Origin of the sequence: Bradyrhizobium sp. SZCCHNS2022 (assembly GCF_032377575.1) — a bacterium.
Lineage (GTDB): Bacteria > Pseudomonadota > Alphaproteobacteria > Rhizobiales > Xanthobacteraceae > Bradyrhizobium > Bradyrhizobium aeschynomenes.
Genome location: NZ_JAUHHZ010000001.1, coordinates 5,050,409 through 5,071,606 on the forward strand (window position 1 = coordinate 5,050,409; position 21,198 = coordinate 5,071,606).

General features: G+C 63.5%; 19 protein-coding genes. 3 read left to right on the forward strand and 16 right to left on the reverse strand.

The features are described 5' to 3' along the window. Nucleotides 1-33 precede the first annotated feature (33 nt). From QXZ94_RS22640 to QXZ94_RS22660, 5 genes are all read right to left on the reverse strand, one after another. Nucleotides 34-1,041 (reverse strand): ABC transporter ATP-binding protein, encoded by a 1,008-nt coding sequence (locus tag QXZ94_RS22640; protein ID WP_315722289.1) that lies wholly within the window; start codon nucleotides 1,039-1,041, stop codon nucleotides 34-36. Between the two features lie 14 nt (nucleotides 1,042-1,055). After that, nucleotides 1,056-1,886, reverse strand: coding sequence for a carbohydrate ABC transporter permease (locus QXZ94_RS22645; RefSeq protein WP_315722290.1), 831 nt, complete (start codon nucleotides 1,884-1,886; stop codon nucleotides 1,056-1,058). A 4-nt stretch (nucleotides 1,887-1,890) separates the two neighbouring features. Next, complete coding sequence (locus tag QXZ94_RS22650) at nucleotides 1,891-2,763, reverse strand: sugar ABC transporter permease (RefSeq protein WP_315722291.1); 873 nt, start codon at nucleotides 2,761-2,763, stop codon at nucleotides 1,891-1,893. A 572-nt stretch (nucleotides 2,764-3,335) separates the two neighbouring features. After that, nucleotides 3,336-4,622 (reverse strand): sugar ABC transporter substrate-binding protein, encoded by a 1,287-nt coding sequence (locus tag QXZ94_RS22655; protein WP_315726449.1) that lies wholly within the window; start codon nucleotides 4,620-4,622, stop codon nucleotides 3,336-3,338. Nucleotides 4,623-5,007: 385 nt separating this feature from the next. Beyond that, nucleotides 5,008-5,958: a sugar-binding transcriptional regulator gene (locus QXZ94_RS22660; protein ID WP_315722292.1), complete on the reverse strand. Its 951-nt coding sequence runs from the start codon at nucleotides 5,956-5,958 to the stop codon at nucleotides 5,008-5,010. A gap of 314 nt (nucleotides 5,959-6,272) precedes the next feature. On the opposite strand from QXZ94_RS22660, the gene QXZ94_RS22665 reads away from it, so the two are divergent. Then, a complete protein-coding gene (locus QXZ94_RS22665) occupies nucleotides 6,273-6,584 on the forward strand; it encodes a hypothetical protein (protein WP_315722293.1) in 312 nt (103 codons plus the stop codon). Here the strand turns inward: QXZ94_RS22665 and QXZ94_RS22670 are convergent. Then, the gene (locus QXZ94_RS22670; protein WP_315722294.1) at nucleotides 6,566-8,194 is read right to left on the reverse strand and encodes a hypothetical protein; all 1,629 of its coding nucleotides are present in this window, start codon (nucleotides 8,192-8,194) and stop codon (nucleotides 6,566-6,568) included. The two genes, QXZ94_RS22665 and QXZ94_RS22670, sit on opposite strands and share 19 nt — an antisense overlap. A 239-nt stretch (nucleotides 8,195-8,433) precedes the next feature. Here QXZ94_RS22670 and QXZ94_RS22675 point away from each other — a divergent pair, with 239 nt between their 5' ends. Beyond that, the gene (locus tag QXZ94_RS22675; RefSeq protein WP_172110181.1) at nucleotides 8,434-8,844 is read left to right on the forward strand and encodes a flagellar basal body rod protein FlgC; all 411 of its coding nucleotides are present in this window, start codon (nucleotides 8,434-8,436) and stop codon (nucleotides 8,842-8,844) included. Nucleotides 8,845-8,910: 66 nt separating this feature from the next. On the opposite strand, the gene QXZ94_RS22680 is transcribed toward QXZ94_RS22675, so the two are convergent. Further along, nucleotides 8,911-9,096 carry a hypothetical protein gene (locus tag QXZ94_RS22680; protein WP_315722295.1) on the reverse strand — a complete coding sequence of 62 codons (186 nt, stop codon included), beginning with the start codon at nucleotides 9,094-9,096 and terminating at the stop codon, nucleotides 8,911-8,913. Nucleotides 9,097-9,763: 667 nt separating this feature from the next. On the opposite strand from QXZ94_RS22680, the gene QXZ94_RS22685 reads away from it, so the two are divergent. Continuing rightward, entirely contained in the window at nucleotides 9,764-11,074 is a 1,311-nt protein-coding gene (locus QXZ94_RS22685; protein ID WP_315722296.1) for a hypothetical protein, read from the forward strand. 327 nt (nucleotides 11,075-11,401) lie between these two features. Here the strand turns inward: QXZ94_RS22685 and QXZ94_RS22690 are convergent, their stop codons facing one another. The 9 genes from QXZ94_RS22690 to QXZ94_RS34440 all read right to left on the reverse strand — a co-directional run bounded on the left by QXZ94_RS22690 (nucleotide 11,402) and on the right by QXZ94_RS34440 (nucleotide 21,113). Then, the gene (locus QXZ94_RS22690; protein WP_315722297.1) at nucleotides 11,402-11,587 is read right to left on the reverse strand and encodes a HigA family addiction module antitoxin; all 186 of its coding nucleotides are present in this window, start codon (nucleotides 11,585-11,587) and stop codon (nucleotides 11,402-11,404) included. Between the two features lie 39 nt (nucleotides 11,588-11,626). Next, complete coding sequence (locus QXZ94_RS22695) at nucleotides 11,627-11,932, reverse strand: HigA family addiction module antitoxin (protein ID WP_315722298.1); 306 nt, start codon at nucleotides 11,930-11,932, stop codon at nucleotides 11,627-11,629. A gap of 1,320 nt (nucleotides 11,933-13,252) precedes the next feature. Then, nucleotides 13,253-14,875 (reverse strand): recombinase family protein, encoded by a 1,623-nt coding sequence (locus tag QXZ94_RS22700; protein ID WP_315722299.1) that lies wholly within the window; start codon nucleotides 14,873-14,875, stop codon nucleotides 13,253-13,255. Nucleotides 14,876-15,520: 645 nt separating this feature from the next. After that, nucleotides 15,521-16,324, reverse strand: a complete 804-nt coding sequence (locus QXZ94_RS22705; protein ID WP_315722300.1) for a carbohydrate ABC transporter permease — start codon at nucleotides 16,322-16,324, stop codon at nucleotides 15,521-15,523. A gap of 29 nt (nucleotides 16,325-16,353) precedes the next feature. Continuing rightward, entirely contained in the window at nucleotides 16,354-17,292 is a 939-nt protein-coding gene (locus tag QXZ94_RS22710; protein WP_315722301.1) for a sugar ABC transporter permease, read from the reverse strand. After that, nucleotides 17,289-18,449, reverse strand: a complete 1,161-nt coding sequence (locus tag QXZ94_RS22715) for an ABC transporter ATP-binding protein (RefSeq protein WP_315722302.1) — start codon at nucleotides 18,447-18,449, stop codon at nucleotides 17,289-17,291. The genes QXZ94_RS22710 and QXZ94_RS22715 overlap by 4 nt, the downstream gene beginning before the upstream one ends. 70 nt (nucleotides 18,450-18,519) lie before the next feature. Next, nucleotides 18,520-19,209 (reverse strand): hypothetical protein, encoded by a 690-nt coding sequence (locus tag QXZ94_RS22720; protein WP_315722303.1) that lies wholly within the window; start codon nucleotides 19,207-19,209, stop codon nucleotides 18,520-18,522. 240 nt (nucleotides 19,210-19,449) lie between these two features. After that, complete coding sequence (locus tag QXZ94_RS22725; protein WP_315722304.1) at nucleotides 19,450-20,727, reverse strand: ABC transporter substrate-binding protein; 1,278 nt, start codon at nucleotides 20,725-20,727, stop codon at nucleotides 19,450-19,452. Nucleotides 20,728-20,768: 41 nt separating this feature from the next. Beyond that, complete coding sequence (locus tag QXZ94_RS34440) at nucleotides 20,769-21,113, reverse strand: hypothetical protein (RefSeq protein ID WP_409998765.1); 345 nt, start codon at nucleotides 21,111-21,113, stop codon at nucleotides 20,769-20,771. Between the last annotated feature and the right edge of the window lie 85 nt (nucleotides 21,114-21,198).

The following is a 21,198-nucleotide window of genomic DNA, read 5'->3' on the forward strand; positions in this document are numbered from 1 at the left end:
GTTGTCGTTGACGCCCGGAGGGGACGTCACCTCTCATGCGAAGATGGAGTTGCCGCTCTCGTCGAAGCGATAGATCCGGCTCGGCTCCGGCCGCAGCGTCACGGCATCGCCGGCGCTGAGCCGCTTCTCGCCGACGCAGCGCACGGTCAGCGTGCCCAGCGGGCCGGCGTCGACATAAAGGAACGTATCGCTGCCGAGATGCTCGGCGATCAGCACCTTGCCGCGCCAGCCTTCGCCGCCGTCATCGACGATCGCGATATGCTCCGGCCGCACACCGATCGTAGTGGCGCCGCGCTGCGCGGCTTCTTCCCCGCCGATGAAGTTCATCTTCGGCGAGCCGATGAAGCCGGCGACGAACAGGTTGGCCGGGCGCTGATACAGCTCGATCGGCGAGCCATATTGCTCGATGCGGCCGGCGTTCAGCACCACGATCTTGTCGGCCATGGTCATGGCCTCGACCTGGTCATGGGTGACGTAGATCGCGGTGGTGCCGAGCTGCTTCTGCAGCCGCGTCACTTCCAGCCGCATCTGCACGCGCAGCGCGGCGTCGAGATTGGACAGCGGCTCGTCGAACAGGAACGCCTTCGGCTCGCGCACGATGGCGCGGCCGATCGCGACGCGCTGGCGCTGGCCGCCGGACAGCTCGCGCGGCTTGCGGTCGAGATAGGGCGTGAGGTTCAAGGTCGCCGCCGCGGCCTCGACCTTCTGGTTGATCTCGGCCTTGGGCAGCCCGGCCATCTTCAGACCGAAGGCGATGTTGCCGCGCACGCTCATATGCGGATAGAGCGCGTAGGATTGGAACACCATCGACAGGCCGCGCTTGGCGGGCGGCACGTCGACCACATTGTTGCCGTCGATCAGGATGCGACCGCCGGAGACGTCCTCAAGCCCCGCGATCAATCGAAGCAGCGTGGTCTTGCCGCAGCCGGAGGGCCCGACGAACACCACGAAGGCGCCGTCGGGGATGTCGAGATCGGCGCCCTTGATGATGTGGACCGGCCCGAACGATTTCTGCACACCTTCCAGCGTGATCCGTCCCATGATCAGACCTTTCGTTACTTCACTGCGCCGAAGGTCAGCCCGCGCACGAGCTGCTTCTGGCTGAACCAGCCGATGATCAGGATCGGCGCGATCGCAAGCGTCGAGGCCGCCGACAGCCGTGCCCAGAACAGGCCTTCCGGGCTTGAATAGGAGGCGATGAAGGTCGTCAGCGGCGCCGCTTCCAGCGTCGACAGGTTCAAGGTCCAGAACGCTTCGTTCCACGCCAGGATCAGATTGAGCAGCAGGGTCGAGGCCAGACCCGGGATCGCCATCGGCGTCAGCACATAGATCAGCTCGCGCCCGATCGTGGCGCCGTCCATCCGCGCGGCTTCGAGGATGTCCTTGGGGATCTCCTTGAAGTAGGTGAACAGCATCCAGATCACGATCGGCAGATTGCCGAGACACAGGATGAAGACCAGCCCGGTGCGGGTGTCGAGCAGGCCGAGGTTCTTGTAGATGAGATAGATCGGCACGAGCACGCCGACCGGCGGCATCATCTTGGTCGAGAGCATCCAGAGCAGGATGTCCTTGGTCCGCTTGGTCGGCGAGAACGCCATCGACCAGGCCGCTGGAATCGCGATCAGCATCGCGATCAAGGTCGAGCCGCCGGCGACGATCAGCGAGTTCAGCGCGTGGTGCAGGTAGTCGCTGCGCTCCTGCACGGTCACGTAGTTCTCGGTGGTCCAGTGGAAGAACAGGAACGAGGGCGGCGTCGCGAACGCCTCCAGCTCGGTCTTGAAGCTCGCCAGCACCATCCACAGGATCGGAAAGAAGATCACGAAGCCGGCCAGCCAGGCGCCGACCGTTGAGATCACGACGTGACGTCCGGTGACCTTGCGCGCCATGCTCTCAGGCCTCCAGATTGCGGCCGACGATGCGGACCAGGAAGAAGGCGACGATGTTGGCGATGACCACGGCGACGAGGCCGCCGGCCGAGGCCGTGCCGACGTCGAACTGGATCAGCGCCTGCGAATAGACCAGGAAGGCGATGTTGGTGGTCTGCAGCCCCGGCCCGCCGCCGGTCGTGACGAAGATCTCGGCGAACACGGTGAGCAGGAAGATCGTCTCGATCAGGATCACCACCGTGATCGGGCGCGCCAGATGCGGCAGCGTCAGGTAGATGAAGCGCGACACCGCGCCGGCGCCGTCCATCTCGGCCGCCTCCTTCTGCTCCTCGTCGAGCGACTGCAGCGCGGTCAAGAGGATCAGCGTCGCGAACGGCAGCCACTGCCAGGCGACGATGAAGATCACCGCGAGCAGCGGCGCGTCGGTGAACCAGTCGATCGGCGTCATGCCGAGCGAGGTCGCGATCCACGCGAACAGGCCGGACACCGGATGCATCAAGAGGTTCTTCCACACCAGCGCGCTGACCGTCGGCATCACGAAGAACGGCGCGATCACCATCAGCCGGATGACGTTGCGGCCGATCACCGGCTGGTCGAGCAGGATCGCGAGGGGGATGCCGAGGCCGATGGTCAGCAGCAGCACCGAGCCGACCAGGACGAGGGTGTTCTGCAGCGAGGCGAGGAAGGCGGGATCGGTGAGGAAGTACTCGAAATTCTCCAGGCCGACGAAGCTCTCGGAGCCGGGATCGAGCAGGCTGTAGTGCAGGGTGGAGAAATAGATCGTCAGCGCCAGGGGCACGATCATCCACACGAACAACAGGATGACCGCCGGCGACATCAGCGCCCGGGCGAGCAGTTGAGTTTGTCGGGTGGCCATAGGTCGTCCTTGCTCGATGGTCGCCGCCGTCATTGCGAGCGAAGCGACGCAATCCAGGGGCGTCGACGGGACTCTGGATTGCTTCGTCGCTTCGCTCCTCGTATTGACGAGCTGATAGCTCCCGGGCGCAACAAAACAACTCTCACAGTAACGCTCGAACACGATGCCGGTGATTGTGCCCTCTCCCCTTGTGGGAGAGGGCATGTAGGAAAGTGCAGCAAGCTCGGTTGGGTGAGGGGTCTCTCTCAACGAGCTCCGCTTGCGGAAGCATACCCCTCACCCAACCGCATATGTGGACCGGCCAGTGATGCCCTCTCCCACAAGGGGAGAGGGCGCAGTCATGGGCACCTGCTCATTCTCCAATGTTCAGGATCCGTAGGGTGGGCAAAGGCGCGGGGCGCCGTGCCCACCGTCTTCACCGTGGCCGTGGCGCGGTGAGCACACTGCGCTTTGCCCACCCGTACGGACCTTAAGTGTACGGGAGAGAAAATGCGGCCATCCCTTGTGGGGAGGGATGGCCGCCAGTGATCAGCTCGGGAGGAGTTTCGTGTCGAGCTGATGACCTTGCGCGCCTATTTGATGTAGCCGGCGCGCTTCATCTCGCGTTCGGTGGCGGACTGCGCCGCGCTCAGCGCCGCATCGACGGTCATCGAGCCCGCGAGCGCCGCCGAGAACTGCTGACCGACAGCAGTGCCGATGCCCTGGAATTCAGGAATGGCGGCGTATTGCACGCCGACATAGGGCACCGGCTTCACCGTCGGATGGCTGGGATCAGCCGCGTCGATCGAGGCGAGCGTGATCTTCGCGAACGGCGCGACCTTCAGGTACTCCTCGTTCTTGTACAGCGAGGTGCGCGTGCCCGGTGGCACGTTGGCCCAGCCTTCCTTCGAGGCGACGAGCTTGGTGTAGTCCTTGCTGGTCGCCCAGGCGATGAACTTCTCGGCCGCGTCGACCTTCTTGGAGCCGGCGGGGATCGCGAGATTCCAGGCCCACAGCCAGTTGGCGTTCTTGCCGAGGCCGGTATTCGGCGCCAGCGCGAAGCCGACCTTGTCGGCGACCTTGGACTCCTTCGGATTGGTCACGAACGAGGCCGCGACCGTGGCGTCGATCCACATCGCGCATTTGCCGGAGTTGAACAGCGCGAGGTTCTCGTTGAAGCCGTTGGAGCTGGCGCCGGGAGGGCCGGCCTCCTTCATCAGATCGACATAGGTCGACAGCGTCTTCTTCCATTCCGGCGTGTTGAACTGCGGTTGCCATTTCTCGTCGAACCAGCGCGCGCCGAACGAGTTCGACATCGCGGTGAGGAACGCCATGTTCTCGCCCCAGCCGGCCTTGCCGCGCAGGCAGATGCCGAACGTGCCGGCCTGCTTGTCGGTCAGCTTCTTGGCGGCGTCGATGACGAAGTCCCAGGTCGGGCTCTCCGGCATCTTCAGCCCGGCCTTGTCAAACAGGTCGGTGCGATACATCACCATCGAGCTCTCGCCGTAGAACGGCGCGGCGTAAAGCTTGCCGTCGACGGACACGGCGTCCTTGATCTTCGGCAGGATGTCGTTCGCGTCGTAGTCGGCGCCGAGCTTGTCGAGCGGCACCAGCCAGTTCTTCTTGGCCCAGATCGGCACCTCGTAGGTGCCGATGGTGAGGATATCGAACTGGCCGCCCTTGGTGGCGATGTCGGTGGTGACGCGCTGGCGCAGCACGTTCTCCTCCAAGGTCACCCACTTCACCTGGATATCGGGGTTGGCCTTGGTGAATTCGCCGGTCAGGCCCTGCATCCGGATCATGTCGCCATTGTTGACGGTGGCGATGGTCAGGGTGGTCTCGGCCGACGCGGGCGCAGTGGTCAGCATCGCGGCGCCCATCAGGGCGGCAAGCGTGCGCGTGCGAGTGAAGATGGTCCTCACGGTCTCCTCCCATTCCCGCGGGTCTTGAACATATGCTCACGGGCTGAGCTGATGTTCACAACACTGCTCATGCTTTGTCAAGCATGTGCCGGCGCCCACAGGTTGTGCAGCGCAGGATCAAATCTCCCTGAGATTGAAGCGCCGTCGAGATCGCGCGTCTCTCGCCTCGCGTCGTTCCGGGGCGCGCACAAGCGCGAGCCCGGAACCCATACCCACAGGAAGAGGTTCGGGGCACGCTCGTGGTGAGCATCTCGTCCCGAAACGTGAGGCTGCGATTATGGATTCCGGGCTCATTCGCTGGCGCGAATGCCCCGGAATGACGAGAGGAGAGAGTTGGGCGACGTCAAGCCAGAATGGCGCGCGCCGTGGCTTCGTCGGTGATGAGGCCATTGATCAGCCGGCCGGTCAGCGCGGCGCGGATCGCCGCGATCTTCGCAGGTCCCAGCGCCGCCGCGATGGTCATCGCGCGGGCCGGCACCTCCGGCGGAATGCTGGTGAGCCTGCGGTTGGTACCGCCGTCGATCACCCGGCCCTTGGCGTCATACGCCCAGCCGGTGATCTCGCCGATGGCCCCGAGCCGCATCATCTCGGTGAGCTCGTCGCGGGTGACGAAGCCGTCGACATGCATCTGCGCCTTCTGATCCATCTGACCAATGCCGACCAGCTTGAGATCGGCCTTGTCGGCGACCGCCTTGACCTTGGCGATGGCATCGAGCCGGACCATGCGGTCGCGCTCGTCCTCGCTACCCATCAGGAACGGCAGCGGCATCGGGTAGTGCCGCGCGCCGGTGCGGTCGGCGAGCCGGCCGACCGTGTCGAAGAAGCTCGCGGAGCCGTCGGCCAGGATGTTGCCGACCAGCGAGACGATCTGATGCTCGGGACGATCGACCGGCGTGACCCGCTCGACGGCGGCGCGGACCGCGCGGCCGGTGCCGAGCGCGATGATGACGGGCGTCTCGGCGCGCAGGGTGGTCTCGAGCAGATTGGCGCAGCGCTCGGCAATCCCAGCGGCTCCCGTCGGCGCGGCCGGATCGGTCGGCACCACCTCGCTATGGACCAGCGCGAAGCGTTCCTTGAGCTGCGCGGCAAGCGCCATGCAGGAGGCGATGGGATGTTCGAGCCGGAACGTGATCAGCCGCTCGGCGAGACACAGCGACACCAGCCGCTGCGCCGATGCGCGCGACACCTGCAGCATCCGGGCGATCTCGTCCTGGGTATGGCCGGCGATGAAATACAGCCAGCCGGCGCGGGCGGCGTCGTCGAGCCGGGATTTGTCACTGTCGCTGGCCGCCATGACGCCGAGCGGTCTCCTTCCAGACATCCTCACCCGCCGCGCGCGAGCGTGGCGGGCACTATGACATGGCGGTCGGGGCCTCGGGAACCGACGCACCCCCACCATCCCCAGGCGAGCCTGCCGCGCATCCGCGCGACAAGATCATATGCTCTGACGATGGGCAATAGCTCAACTCTTCGTTCCGCTCGAAGATGATCGCTCTCCAGCACTGGATCCTCCAAAGAGCCATGGAGGGCGGGACCCTCGCCTGCCGCACATCGGCTGCGCGTCATCAGGGGGATGTGGAGCGCTGCACAACCGCCTAGCTGCAAGCCATGGCTTCACCCCGCATCGTCCGGCCGCCCCGCCCTGCTCCCGTCTTCGTCTGCCGCAAATGCCTGAAGCGCAGCGATGATGCGAAGGACATCGGGAAGGAGATCAAGCGGGCGATGAAGCGCGCGGCCCCGGCGCGCGGCAAGTCTGCCCGCACCATCATGGCCAGCTGCTTCGGCCTGTGCCCGAAGCGGGCGGTGGTGATCACCGCCGGCGTCCGCGCCGCGCGGGGCGAATATGTGCTGGTCTCCCAGGCCGGCGAGGTGGCAGGTGCCCTGTCGCTCCTGCACGATGATCAGAACGGATCGTCCTGAAGCTCGTCGTCATCGTCCTCCCGCGCCAGGCACGCCACCGTCCGCTCGGCGATGTTGCGCATCAGCCCGATCTCGCTGAGGTCATGCCCATCGAGCACGGCGCGCGCGATCACGGCGAGATCGGCCCAGCCGAGCCATTCGTCGCGTGCCCCCTCGCGCATCCACAGCGCCGTCATCACGAACAGCTCCGCCCAGCGCGCCCGCTGCGCGCCGATGGCGCCGTCGTTCTGCAAAAGCTTGGCGGGCAGCGCCTCGCGCGCCCGGCGGCTGGCGCTCTTCACCTTCTGCTCCAGCTCGGCATCGTCCTCGAACCAGGAATCCTCGATACCGTCGAGCTCGACGATGTCGCCGCTGTCGGCCAGGGCCATCGCGACGTCTTCGGCATCGCGCAGATCGTCAGGCAGATCGGCGATCAGCTCGTTCAGGAGCTCGCGAGAATCGATCCAGGCCGGCTGCCATTCGGCGCCGCCGATCGTCTCGGCGACCTGCAACAGCCCCGCCGGCGGCACCTCGCCGCGCTTGACGGTGAGCCCGAGATGGTGACTGACCATGCGGTCGACGAAGGCCCGGCTGACGTCCAGCAGCGGCCCATGCGCCGCGAGGCCCGCCATGATCTCCTTGACCGCCTCGCGCGGTTGCGGATCGCTGGTCATCGCCTCGGAGATGCCGTCGCGGGTGAAGATCGTCATGATCCGCTGCGTCTTGCGGTCGACGGGTGACACCGCCAGCAACAGCTGCGTGCCGGCGCCGTCGGTCGCACTGGACTTGAGCTTGTCGACCGCGCTTTTTGCCCAGGGCGCGCAGTCCACGCCGGCCGCGCGGGCCTTCTGGATGATCGCGTCGACGCCGGCGCGCTCGCGCTCCGGCCGCCAGTTGCGCATCGCGATCACACGGCGGAGGTCGACGGGCGACAACATCGCAGCCTGCTCCAGCAGCGCCGCCGCCGCGGCCTTGCGCACCGCCGCGCTGCCGTTCTGCAGGAACAGCACTGCGGCCGCACGCGCATCCGCCTGCTCGTTCTGCGCCAGATGGGTGGCCAGCGCGATCTTGGCATCGTCGGGCATGAGATGCGCGCCCTCGGCGAAGGCGGACACCATCTGGAACGGATCGCCGTCGCAGGCCTCGAGGATGTCTTCGAGCACCGAGACGATGTCGCCCGGCAGCACATCGTCCTCCTCCTCATCGCCGAGCTCGGCCGAGACTGCGATGAGCTCCGGGGATGCGGCGATTCCGGCCTGCTGCAGCGCGCCGCCGAGATAAGCGAGCAAGGTGCCCTCGATCTCCCCGGCCTCGGCCTTCGCCGCCAGATCGGACTGGAAGCGCGCGATCAGCTCGGCCGCATCCTTGGCGCCGCGCTTCGCCCGCTCGTTCAGGCCGGAGAGCAGCATCTGCAGCATGAACAGATAGCCGATGCCGAGCGCTTCGTCGTCGCCGGCCGGCGGCATGTGGCGGCACACGCCCTCGGCCGCCGCGGAGATCTCGGTGGAATGGGTCAGCAGGAAGCGCTCGAGCTCCGGCGTCGGCTGCGGCAGCCGCCCTTTGGCAAACCCGGCCGCGAGCTTCCTGGCGTGGTCATCGAGACCGGCTGGCTTTGCGCCTGATTTGGCCATCGGCAATCTCCTTGAGCTCGCGCATTTTACGCCAAAGGCGGCCGGTCGAAAGCGCCGCCCCAAGCAATCCACCGTGAAGACGAGGCGGCTGCCCTTGACGGGGCGACCGCGCGATGTGAGCGGCCGGACCATGGTGAACGAAGCCTTGCCCCGGTCATTCGAATGCCAGCACGGGTGTTGACGCTTGCTTCGCAGGCCCCGGGCTTAGCTGCCACGTCGTCCTCGTCAGCAAGCGCGCCATGAGCCCCACCGCCACCATCGCAGTCTCCGGCATGAATGCGGCCTCGCGGCGGCTCGAAGTGTCCGCCTCGAACGTCGCCAATGCCCGGAGCACGGGCGCGCTGCCCAATGCCGACGGCACGCTGCCGGCCGGCGCGCCGAAGGCCTATGTCCCGCTCGAGCTGGTGCAGAGCGACGTCGCCGGCGGCGGAACGCAGACGACCATCACCCGGTCGAGCTCCGGGACCTCCGCGAGCTACGATCCCTCCGCGCCGTTCGCCAACAAGGACGGCCTCGTCGCCGCGCCCAATGTCGACCTCGCGCAGGAGATGATCAGCCAGCTCGTCGCCAAATACAGCTTCGCCGCCAATGCCCGCGTGCTGAAGGTGAGCGACGAGATGAGCCGGACCGTGATCGACATGAAGGTGTGAGCTTCACACCCCCGGTCGGCCAACGGCCGCAGATCGATCGCCGCACGCCCCGAGGCGGGGCGCGGCTCAGCGCGCGAGCACCGCAATCAGCCAGTGGATCAGCGTCGCGCCGCCGACCGGCGCCATCACAAGCAGGATCATGTTGAAGCCGAGCAGCGCCAGCAGCAGCCGCTCGCCGCGCGGCGACAGCCGCCGCTTCGGCGGCTCCGGCTTCGGATCACCAGGCCAATAGCCCGGCAGATCGACGAACATGGGACCTCCAATCGTCCCTCAACGCAGCAGCGCCTGGGATGACCAGCCGCGATGCACACCCCGCCGCGAGCCTAGCATGCCGATCCGATGATCGCGAGCTGCGCGGGCTCAGCCGGTCTGCTGCTGCGGCGCCGCGAGCACCTGCGGCGCGACCGCCGCATGCCGCTGGGCGCCTCGGCCTGCCGCGACAGCAGCGCATTGCCTGCGGGCAGGAACACGCCATCACCGAGACCGACGCCGCGAAAGACGCGCGGGACCCACCTTCCTCCATCCTCCTAAGATCACTGGTGCCACCGCAGCGACGGCAAGTTCTGTGCACTCTCACCGTCATTCGATGCGGCGTTCCAAGACCATATGGTAATACGTTGACGCGCAATCGCTCTGCGGGCCGACAGAGAGGTCCCGAGTAACATCAGTCCGCCAAGTCGGCGCCTGACCGGCCGGCTCGTTTGCCGGGATGGGCCTCGGCTCGCCGGAGGCCTCGGCGCCTTTTGCCGAGTTCAGTCCAGTCCAGCAGCGTCACCGCAATTCCCCGGTCGCTGAGTCCTTGAACCTTGAGTATGCTCTTCGCGACCGCAGCGCCGGTCGGTGCAACGTTTCGACGGCCGCAATATGCGATCGACTCGATGCGGCGCCTGGCGAGGATCACGGACGTGGGTGGCTGGTCATGACCGACGATCAATCCCTTGCGATGCTGGAGCGCTTCTCGCGTCTCATAGGCGGCCACCACACGGTGGCGAGTCCGGAGCTGACGCCCATCTATGAGGAGATCGCTTCGATCGGCCACCGGAGCTTTCTCGCCCCGCGCTGGAAGTCTGTCGACTGGCGAACGGTCGAGATCCCGAGGGGCCTTTCCTTTCGCGTCGCGTACAATCCGAAGGTCACGGTCAACGGCTGCATCCTGAAGACAGAAACGCCGAATGCGTTCGCGTCCAGGATCGACGCGGAATACTGCATCGGACTGTCGCCTTCTCTCCAATCCTTGTTCTCCGAACTTGCGGTCGCGCTGTGGTCCAATCCTGCGTTCTTCCCCGAGGTCGGTGAGATCGACCGGCTGCCATCGTTTCACTATCCCGGAGAGTTCACGCCGTTGGGCTTTTCCTTCATTTTGGGGAGCAAGCTGGATGGACGCGTGCCCTTCATCCGGCCGTCCGTGCTCGCCGAGCGGGAGCAATGGTCTTCGGAGATCCGTCGGCTGACGAAGGCAGCACAGAACATGTGTGAGGGCAGGACGTATTTCGCGCAGCACACGATTCGCGCCGCGCTGCGCTTTGTATGGTGGCACGAACTCGGGCACGTCGTTCACGGCCACTGCGATTTTCTGCGAGACGCCGCGCGCATCGACCGGTACGGCGCCGTCGACTACAATTCAGCGTTCCCCGCCGGTGATCCCGGCATGAACCTGCTGCTGCAGTATATGGAGTACGAGGCCGACGGCTACGCGGCCAACCAGATGGTCCATCAGACGCTGGACCGCTTGCTCGTATCGCTGCTGATCGAGAGCGCGGACGCGACCGCCACCGCGGAGTACGAGTTGTTGTGCGAGCTGATGGGAGCGATGCTGGTCTTCTACTCGCTCGGCAATCTCGGGTTCCTGACCAATCCGCGATTGGAAAGCGAGGAGCAGGAGCCGTTCCTGAGTTCGCATCCGCCCTATTTCGTCCGGCTGATGACGGTCGCGGGCTCCCTCGGCGTGTATCTGGAACGTACAAAAACGGAAGCGCGGCGCTTCAGGCATGCTGATGGCCACCTCGTCGTGCCGCGCCCGGAACAACTGGAGCATGTTGCGGACCGCGTGCGTGCCGCGCTGGGACGGATCGTCCAGAACCTTCGCAACATCCATCCCTCTCTGCACAATTTTTGTCTGGGATTGAGCGCTGAGGCCAGCGAGATGGCGACGGACTATCTGCAGAGTTGCGAACGGGCGACCGGCTTCTATGAGCAACTGAACGGCTACCGCCTGATCGGCAAGGCCTGAAACACGACAATTTCCGTGGCAGGCATTTCGAGGACGACCTGTGGCAGCAAGAGGGAAGAACTATCAGCTCGTGGGGCGGATTGGCGCAGCGTGATCCGCCGCTCCCGTCACATTTCAGATCACCGTCCAGACGCTCATTGGGAGAAAGATCGTCCTCGCCGTCGACGCCTCCTGCCGGATTGGCGCCAGCTAACCCATCGAGTCTGTGGCCTACGGTGCAAAGGCCGAGCCCAAGGATTACGCTCGGAAAGAACGGCGGATTACGCTCCGCTAATCCGCCCTACGCGCTTCTCGGACGGGCCACCCTCAACCTCGCGGCCATACCCATCACGCCGCCCGTGGCTTATTCACCGTCTCGATCCGATCGAGACTCTTGCCAAGGCTGCGTTTCGCGATCTGAACGTCGTAGTCCGTCTGCAGGTTGAGCCAGAGTTCGGGCGTCGTATCGAGTGCCTTGGCGAGCCGGAGCGCGGTGTCGGCGGTGATGCCGGGGATTACGGTGACAGTGCACAAAACTTTCTGCCAGCCGACCTGCTCGGCGCCAACCGCCGGTCACGCCGCTCTTGGCTTGTTGACCGTCTCGATCCGGGCGAGACTCTTGCCAATGCTGCGTTTCGCGATCTGAACGTCGTAGTCCGTCTGCAGGTGGAGCCAGAGCTCGGGCGTCGTGTCGAGCGCCTTCGCGAGCCGGAGCGCGGTGTCGGCGGTGATGCCGGTCTGCTCGCCGGCGATACGCTCGATCCGCGTTCGCGGCAGGCCGCACACTTTGGCAAGCGCGCCCGCGGACATTCCGAGCGGAGTGAGAAACTCCTCGCGCAGGACTTCACCGGGATGCATCGGCTTCAACTTCTTGGTCATTGCGGTAGCTCGTAGGGGCTGATTAGCGCAGCGTAATCCGCCACTATACCTTCGGTCGACGGCGCAACAGCCGAGCCCAGGGACTACGGATGGAAAGAATGGCGGACTACGCTGCGCTAATCCGCCCGACTCCCGCTACACAACTCGTGGAAAAACCACGATCAGTGCAATGATTACGACGGCGGCTACGATCCCCAAACCGGTCGCGCTGATGCTGAATCCCCACCCTTTAAACTCCAGACGATGTTTCGACATGACGCAATTCTCCATTGAGGAAAGCAAATCATGTCTCTTGGGGGAACAGAGGTTTGTCGGCTGCTTCGTTTCGGATTGCAATCAATATCTGGCCGCTATTCACCAGTTGTGGAGAACTGTGGATGAAACCGGGACAACGCCAAGAATGGTGTGCAGCGAGCGCTTTCGCCTAGTTTTTCAGTAGCTTGTACGCGGTGCTACTTAGCAGGCAATTTCGACCCGGCGCGGCAGTCGCTTCTGAATAACAGAAAATTTGTTGACACCGCCCCCAAATCAGTGGTCTATTCCCCGCCATCCCGCCCGCACTGAGAGGGGCGCATCGCGATCGTCACGGGACGTTGCGGCGGGGAGTGGTGGCCGCGGAGCGACGCAGCATCTCATGGAGGTGCCGACGAACGTCGTTTTGCGGACGGTCAAGCCGTGTGGTCCCGACACCCCGACGCTGGTGTCTTGGTCGGCGACGATGTCGATGACGGGGGCAAGCAAGCCCGGTCCCCTGGGAGAGCGCGGAGCAGCCGTTCAAACCATCGCGCAGGGAAGGCCGGGTTGTTTCCGGCTGAGCCTGTGGTTCCTGCCCCGTGCATTTTCTTTCGCACGGGGGCCGCGGGTGCCAGTCGGCACTCGGCCTTCCCTGCGCCCTCTCAATCGATGAGGACGCCAGACTGCAGCAGAGCTCGGGCCGATCAGGTGGCGAGGCTGCGGGCGCATGGGCGTGAGCTGCGACAAGCGGCGGAGCTGTTTGACAGGGTGGATCGGAGATCAGAGAGCGCGGCTCAAGCTGACACTTGGGGGCTCAAACGCCCGGCTTCGCGAAGACGCTACGCCGGGCACGCTTCGCCCTGCGGGCTACGGCCTGGCTGCGCCACGCGTAGCCCGCAGGGCGAAGCGTGGTGCCCAGGGGCGTAATCCAATTAACTTCCTATCTATTTGATATTGCTTTATTATTAAGATGCACCTTCATGACGTGTACCCCCCAGTGTACCTAACTCTCCGCGCTTCGAAGAGGATTACGTCCGCGCGACGTTTAGCCGCGGGTTTTAGGATGGCGATTTGAGGGAATAGCAATCAGGCCAAAGACGTTGACCGCCGCCTGCGATCTGGAGACGACCGAGAATCTGCCAGACCTGGGATACGGCTAGTCATCCGAACCAGCAATTCCCGAACATCTGCGCAGCGAAACTCCCCAAAGCAGCGTTCGGATACTCGAATTCGCTGGTCCTTTGTGTTTCTCGGCAAATTGGCGGTCGGAAGCAGATAGTACTCCATCACGGATATGTTACGCGCATCCATCCGCGCAACAATCGTGAGATTCGACCTCGTGAATCGCATCTTGCGCAGCTCCCACCGGCGTGCTGCCCGTGCGCCGTTGCTTCCGTCCTTCACGGCGCGAGCAACTGCCAGACTGACTGTGACATCGCCGTTCAAAGTCAAAAGACACAGCTCGGGCAGGAAGCTGACCCGACGTCCCTGCCGCTCAAGCTCCGCCATGATCTGTTCAGCCAGTGCGTGGACAATTTCCTGAATGCGCGCCTGTACCTCCTTGAATCTGTATCTCACATGGGGCCTGTAGCCGATTCGTCGGTAGGCCTCGTCCAAGGAGCCGAAGCGCCGCGCGTAGACCGAGCAATTCGGCACCCCCTCCGCCATAAGAATGGACTTCATCGTCAGGCGGCCTTCGCGTCGCAGCAGACCCCTGAGGATATCGAGCAGCTCCTTGTCACTGCGGGTCCGGCCACACTCGAACTCTCGCAGCTTCTTCTTCGCTTTCTCGAACAGATGCGGACGGATAACCGGAGCTAGAGCATCCTTATGCCTGATCCACATCTCTGGTGGGTTCGAGACTGCACGTTCGCCAAGCTTGGCGGAGCGCCGGTTGAATACAATGTGGCCCACATACGCCTCGTTCCTCAAGACGTTGCCGATCGTCAGCATACTCCACAGTTTGCCGCGGGCATTTCGAACCCCCTTGGCGTTCAACTCCGCCGCGATCTCAGTCCGACTTCTGTTGCCATTGACAAACAGCTCAAAGATTCGCTCGACGACTCTAAGCTCACGCTTTGGGCCCGGCACGAGCAGCGTCCGGTCTGTCTTGAGGTTCTTGCGATCACCACTCTCAAGGACGCCCTTTGAGCGGCCGCGCTCGTCGACGAGCTGCCGCCGCAAACCGAAGGGAGCGGGACCGCCGCGCCAATAGCCCTGGCTAGCGGTTCGACTTTGTCCAAGGAAGACCTTCTTTGACAGCTGGCGGCTATAGTCAGCCGCAGCAAGACGTTTGACGTTCTTGAGAACGACGGAGGCCATGCTTCCATCGTTCTCGAATTCGTCGGCACAGTACTGAATTCCAATTCCAGCGCGCTTGCAGATGAATTCGTAGTAGGCACTCTCATCCACATCTTGGAATCGGCCCCACCGGCTAACATCATAGACAAGAATGGACTGATAATGCGCGCGGCCGATCTCAACATCGGCAATGAGCCGCTTCAAGGCGTCGCGGCCGGCCACACTGAGACCGCTGCGGCCACGGTCGGCATAGGTTTGAACAATTTCGATGCCACGGCGGGCTGCATAGGCAGCAATCGCTGCCGCCTGATTCTCGATCGAGTACTTCTGCGATTCCGTGGATACTCGAAGATACTGCGCGGCTGATCGACACTCTGCCGGCGCACCGGCTTGGCTTACCGAGACCATTCGCCTGCTCCATCGCCCATTCGCAGGGTACGTTAGCAGAACCCTGGACCGCAGATGCGGAAGACTGACGTAACGGTTTGCGCTTTCCTCAATGGCACGCTTAAATTTAAGCCTTTGCATCCGGCCAGCGGGACGCCGCCGTCAATCCCATAGCCGCCGGACAACGCAGGACACTCGGAGCCATTCACAGATCGATTTTCTCAGCTGCGGCTGTTTGTCGTGACGCAGCCATCGGGAACGTGGCCATTTGCGTCGCAACTGCGACAGTCGCTCGTCAGAGCCTCGGCCTTACCCCGGTCTGAAGCGAACAGCGTTATGAAGCCGCATCGGCATCACTTCGCTATCAGCACGGCCATCGAATTGGGGGATCAGACTGGATGCCGATGCAGCTTCGTTCCAAGTCGCCAACGCGAGTCCGGGGCTTCTTGAAGACAAGTCGCTCAAGATGATTGTCTACATCGATGTGATCGCGTTCTGGTATGATAGATCTCCTAGCGCCCATTCGCCCCGGAGCGTCGCTGAAGTCGGCCTCACCATCCTGAGATCGGCGATCCCGGTGAGCTATGATGAACGCTGTGGTAAGTCGCTTGCGAACGTCAGTCATCTCATAAGGAAGATGGGCGGAGGAGCGCAGGCGCCCACGCTTTATTTCGTGCTGCCCAGCATCAACCCTTCAACGAACCATCGCTGCGCTGCAAGAAAAGCAATGATGAGCGGAGCCAGAATGATGGTCGCGCCGGCCATGAGAGGCCCATAATCAGACCCCGCCTCTTCATTCCGGAACGTGATCACGCCGAGCGCCGGCGGCATCAGCTCTTCCGTGCGGACCGCAATCAAGGGCCAGAACAGATCGTTCCAATGGCTGGTGATCGAGAGAATGCTGAAGGCAATGACCGCTGGACGGGCAAGCGGCAGCATGATCTGGAACACGATGCCGAGCTCCGAATAGCCGTCGAGACGAGCCGCATGCATCAGATCGTCCGATATCGACTTGAAGAACTGCCGGAACAGAAAAATGCCGAACGGTGATACGATGAACGGCAGCACCAGCGCGGCGTAGCTGTCCAGGATGCCGAGCTTCCAGCACAGGACGAACAGCGGCAAAGCCAGCACCTGATGGGGCAGCAGCAGGCCCACAAGAACGAACGCAAAGATCGCATCTCGCCCCCTGAACTGCAGCTTCGCCAAGGCATAGGCGATCGGCGCGCAGACCAGAATCTGGCACAGCAGGATCGTCAGGCACACGACAACACCGTTGCCAAGAAAGCGTGGCAGGGGCGCAACCGTGAGTGCCCGGATGTAGTTCTCAGCGGCATACCACTGCTCGGGTAGCAAGGTAAGCGAAGCACGAAAGATCTCGCCCGGCGGCTTGAGCGAAAGCGAGACCATCCACACCAGGGGGCCGAGCAGTAGCGCGGCGCTGCTCAATAGCAGCAGGTGGCGAGCCATGGTTCTACACCATGATATGCGCCCCGCTCTCACTGGTAGTGAACCCGCTTGTCGAGGACGAACACCTGCAGCAGCGTCAGGCCGATCACGATCAGCAGAAAGACGACCGAGACCGCCGCGCCGTAGCCCGTACGGAGGTACTCGAAGCTTTCGACGTAGAGCGTATAGAGCAGCATCTCGGACGCCTTGCCGGGGCCGCCCTGCGTGAGAACCTTGATGATGTCGAAGACTTCGAAGGCTCGCAACGCCACGACCACGAGCGCGAACATCGCAATCGGACCAAGCAGAGGCAGGGTGACGGTCGCAAGACGTGACAACGGGCCGTCGGCCCCGTCAACCTCGGCCGCATCATAGAGATCCGACGGGATCGTTTTCAGGCCGGCAAGAAACAGCAGCATCGCATAACCGAGGTTCTTCCACACAAAGATCGCGCCCAGGACGGGGAGTACTGCACTCTCGTCCCTTAGCCAGTTGGTGCCTTGAACTCCGAATGACCTCAAGACCTGGTTGAGGAGCCCTATCGTGGGGTGAAGCAGAGACTCCCATGCGATCGCGGCCGCTGTCATCGTGGCCATGAAAGGCAAAAAGTGGACAGCACGATAGAACGCGCGAAGGCCCGATTCCGCCTCGATGAGCAGAGCCACGATGAGCCCCAGGCCCACCGTCACGGGCACGCAGACCGACACGAACGCCAATGTGTTGATCATGGAGTGCCAGAAGTCGGCGTCCTGCCAAAGCAGCTCGAAGTTCCTGAGCCCGACGAAGCTGAGACTCTTCGCCCCGAGCTGCCAATCCGTCGCGGCGATGGCAAACACCGCGATGGCCGGCAGAATGAACAAAATAAAAAGAAGCAGAATTCCCGGCCCCGCCAGCATCACCGCCGTCTGCCAGTCCCGTGTCCGGCGGCGCCCGATGGCACTGATGGCGGCATTGTGCCCGACTGAGCGTCTATACGGCACGATCGTCACGCGCTGCTCCTTGCGATCAAGAGCCCGGTCGCATCGCACGGCCATGTTCGCAATCTTCGACCCGCGGCATCGAACACGAGCATATCCTTGGGCTCCGCTTGCAACGCAATCGTTGCACCTGGCGCAAGATCTGGTCCGTCATGAGGATGGGTTCGAACGATCATTGGACGCTCAGTGCGCGCAATGTCGATGTGGACATACCGGTCGGCGCCGAGATGCTCTACAAGTCGGATGCGGCCGGCGATTGAACCGGCTGTCCCTTCATTGCAGATTGACAGCCTCTCCGGGCGGAATCCGATCATCACGCCATCGAGGTTTCCGGCATCGCCGGCCCACCTGACCGCGGACGCGAGCCACTCGCTCAGGGCAGTGGCAGGCACAAGATTGATCGAGGGGGAGCCGACGAAAGCCGCGACATTGACGTGGTCCGGGTCATTGTAGAGAACCTGGGGTGGCGCAATCTGAATCAGCTCGCCGTCGATCATCAGGGCGACCCTGTCCGACAAGGTCATCGCTTCCGCCTGATCATGCGTCACGTAGACGAAGGTGACGCCGAGCTTGGCATGCAGCTCCTTGATCTCGGCTCTCATGGAGACGCGGAGCTTCGCGTCCAGGTTCGACAGCGGCTCGTCCATCAGGAACACTGCGGGCTGCCGAACCATGGCGCGGCCGACGGCCACGCGCTGCCGCTGGCCTCCTGACAATTGTCCGGGCTTGCGCGCGAGCAACGGCTCGATCCCAAGCGCGAGAGCCACCTTGCGGACGTCCGCGGCGATGCTGGCGCGCATCCGCTCCGTCCCCGGGGCCAGTCGTCCGAGCAACGGCATCCGCTGCAGAGCACCCAGCCTGCGCATGACGAGCGGTACAGCCATGTTCCGTTCGACCGTCATATGCGGGTAGAGCGCATAGGACTGAAACACCATGGCAACATCCCGCGCCTTGGGCGGCAGGCCATCGACGGCGCGATCTCCGATGCGGACGGATCCTTCGTCCTGCAGCTCGAGGCCTGCGATGATGCGCAACAAGGTGGATTTGCCACAGCCGGATGGGCCGACCAGCGTCAGAAACTCTCCATCGCGGATGTCGAGCGAGAGACGCTTGAGGACGCGAGTACGGCCGAAAGACTTGCCGATAGCGTCGAGGCTTATCGAGGCCATCGCGCGGCCTCTCCCTTGACCAGGAGGTAAAGAGTCTTCGGCACGCGGCAGGCGGTAGCGCAGATCATGGTCACGCCAGCTGCGTTGAAAGATGACCGCGCCAGGGCTGGTCCGCATAACGCGCGTGAAAGCCGCGGGGGTCGGTGGACCAGTTTCCGAGATCGACGATCAGGAACGCGGTCGACTCAACGAATTCGACGATGTGCTCATGCGGCGTGAAGGTGTGCCCCAGGAATCCCGGCCGCTTGATCCCTGGTTCGCGGGGCGGCCGATCTGGACGCACGAAACGATTGGCGGCATCCATGATGAACGCAGTCGACGGCGCCCAAACCTGGCGCAGATCGCGCCATTGCAGCTCGTTCATCTCGTGCAGATGGCCGCAGAGATACGTCACATCGGCCGCCTCGTGAAAGTGCCCAGCCCAACGATGCCGATGCTCGGGAAACATGGCGCTCTGCGTGCGATCGGCGTCTTCGGGTTCGGCGAGGTAAAGCGGCTTGTGTGCCGCGACGATCAGGCGGCGCTGCCCGAGCATGGCAATGGCGTGCGCTACAAGGGCCTCCTGCTCCGCCTCTTCGTCCAGGCCGCTGCCGGGAAGCATGGAGTTGAGACCGAGCAGTCGGACAGCGCCAATATCTGTCGTCCAGAAGTCAGCGCCGAACTGGCCGCGATAGGCGGAGGCGCGTTCGGCCGAGAGCGTGACCTCGCCGCCGAGCACGTCCGGCAGGCTGTTTCCGATGTCATGATTTGCCGGGGACATACAAGATCTCCCGGCCGAGCCGGTCGAGCTGCCGGCGCGCGAAGGCAAGCTCGTCCGGATCATGGGCTCCGTCGAGTGACATGTCGCCAGTGCACAAGATGCAGTCCGCGGCCGTTGAGGCGATGACGTCGCAAAGCGCCTCGAAATTGTGCTGAAAGAAGGGACGCCTCCTGCTGAGATGCAGGTCCGAGATGTGAATGAGCGTGAAGGCACCTTCGCCTGGGCCATCGCTGGCTGCCATCACGCCGCCTCGATCAGGCGGTTGACGTCGGCCGCCATCTGCTTCAGCGTTTGGCTGGCGCCTTGGCGCCCGGTCACGACAGCCTCGAGATGATTGCGGATGGTGTCGATGATCCGCACCGCGTTGGCACCGGGGAAGGCGTACCAGCCCATCATGACCGGAAGCTGGTCGACGCTGACCTTCTGATTGCGGGCCTGCTGGTAGTAGGCACCGAGCAGAGCCGGGTCTGTGATCGACTTGGCGTTGCTCGGCATGTACCCCGTGAGACGGGCCATGAACGCCTGGCTTTCCGGGCTGGTGCAGAACTGAAGATATTTCCACGCAGCGTCAGCCCGGCGCGGATCCTTTGCATGGATCACGCCAAGCGCGCCGCCGGCAGGGACCTTCCCGTTGGGGCTCACGAGCGGAAACGGCGCAACTCGCAGAGGGAATCTACCCGCGATCTGCTGCTCGGCATAGGCGATGTTCGAGCTGGAATCGGCCAAGATGCCGATCGTTCCCGCAGCAAGCGCCGGCCGGGCCTGCGCGGATTTCAGGTTCGGCATGCCGCTCCTGGCGAAGGCCTCGAGCTGCTCCAGCGCCCAAAGTCCTTCAGGGCTGTCGAAGGCAGCCGCCCTCTCGTCGTCGGACAGGATGCGGCCCCCACGGCTGAAGAGCAGGGCCTGCCACATCCAATTTCCTGTGACATCCCATTGAAAGTAGAATCCCGTGCGATTGGCGCTGGTCGCATTAATCTTCCGACCGAGCGCGACGAGGCCCGACCAGTCAGCCGGCAGCAGCGAAGGGTCTCCGTCGACCTCGCGCACCAGAGCTTCGTTGACGTAAAGAACGGGAGTCGAGATGAAAAACGGAATGCCGTAGATGTCGCCACGCTGGCGAACGATGTCGAGAACCGCCGGCGCGTAACCCAGCAGGTCAGCACCGCCAGCTGCCGAGATCCGTTCCGCAAGGGGTTGGGCGAGGTCTCGCTCGACCAGCAGGCGCAACAAATTCAACCCGTGAAAGCTCAGATCGGGCAGCTGACCGATCAATGCCGCCCGCAGGACCTGCTGAGACATCTCTTCGTAGTTCTGCGCGGGATTGCGGAATTTTATCTTTATCTCCGGATTGATGCGCATGAAGCGCTCGGCCAGCCCAAAGTGGATTTCACGGTTGTTGCCTACCGGAAACGGGAACATCACGTCGAGCGTGAGATCCTCACGGGCATGAACAGGCGGAGACGGAAGCGTTGCGGCCAGCGATCCGAGCAGCGCAGTTCGACGGCTGATCACTGGCATGGTAGTCGCCTTGTGTGCTCGCTACACTCACGCAAATCTGCCTAGACAGATTCAGTGACCGGGCGATGACATGCATTGCCGACTGGTGTTGCGAAGCTGGCAGCTGCCGGAGGCCTCGATCTCAGCAGCGATATCAAGATCCCGAGAGTGTCGCGAACAAGCCCTTGTTCGCGGGATCGACAAAGTCCTGGACTGCCATGAGCCCTCGACCTCTCCCGTCCGGCGGTTGTTGTTGATGACGGCGAGCACCTCGTTCTGCAACGAGACGCGGTACGCTGGACGAAGAAGGCGCGGGGCCTGTCGAACCAATGGAATGCCTGCGCAACGGTCGCCAAGTCCACGGAGTTTGGCTCGAGCGGCAGGACCGCAGCGGGCGCGATGACCACTTCGAGTCTCGCTGCGGCGCCCGTACAGCCAAGTCAAGGTTGGGCTCGACGGCCTGCACGCCCCAGTTCGGAAGAGCATCGATGA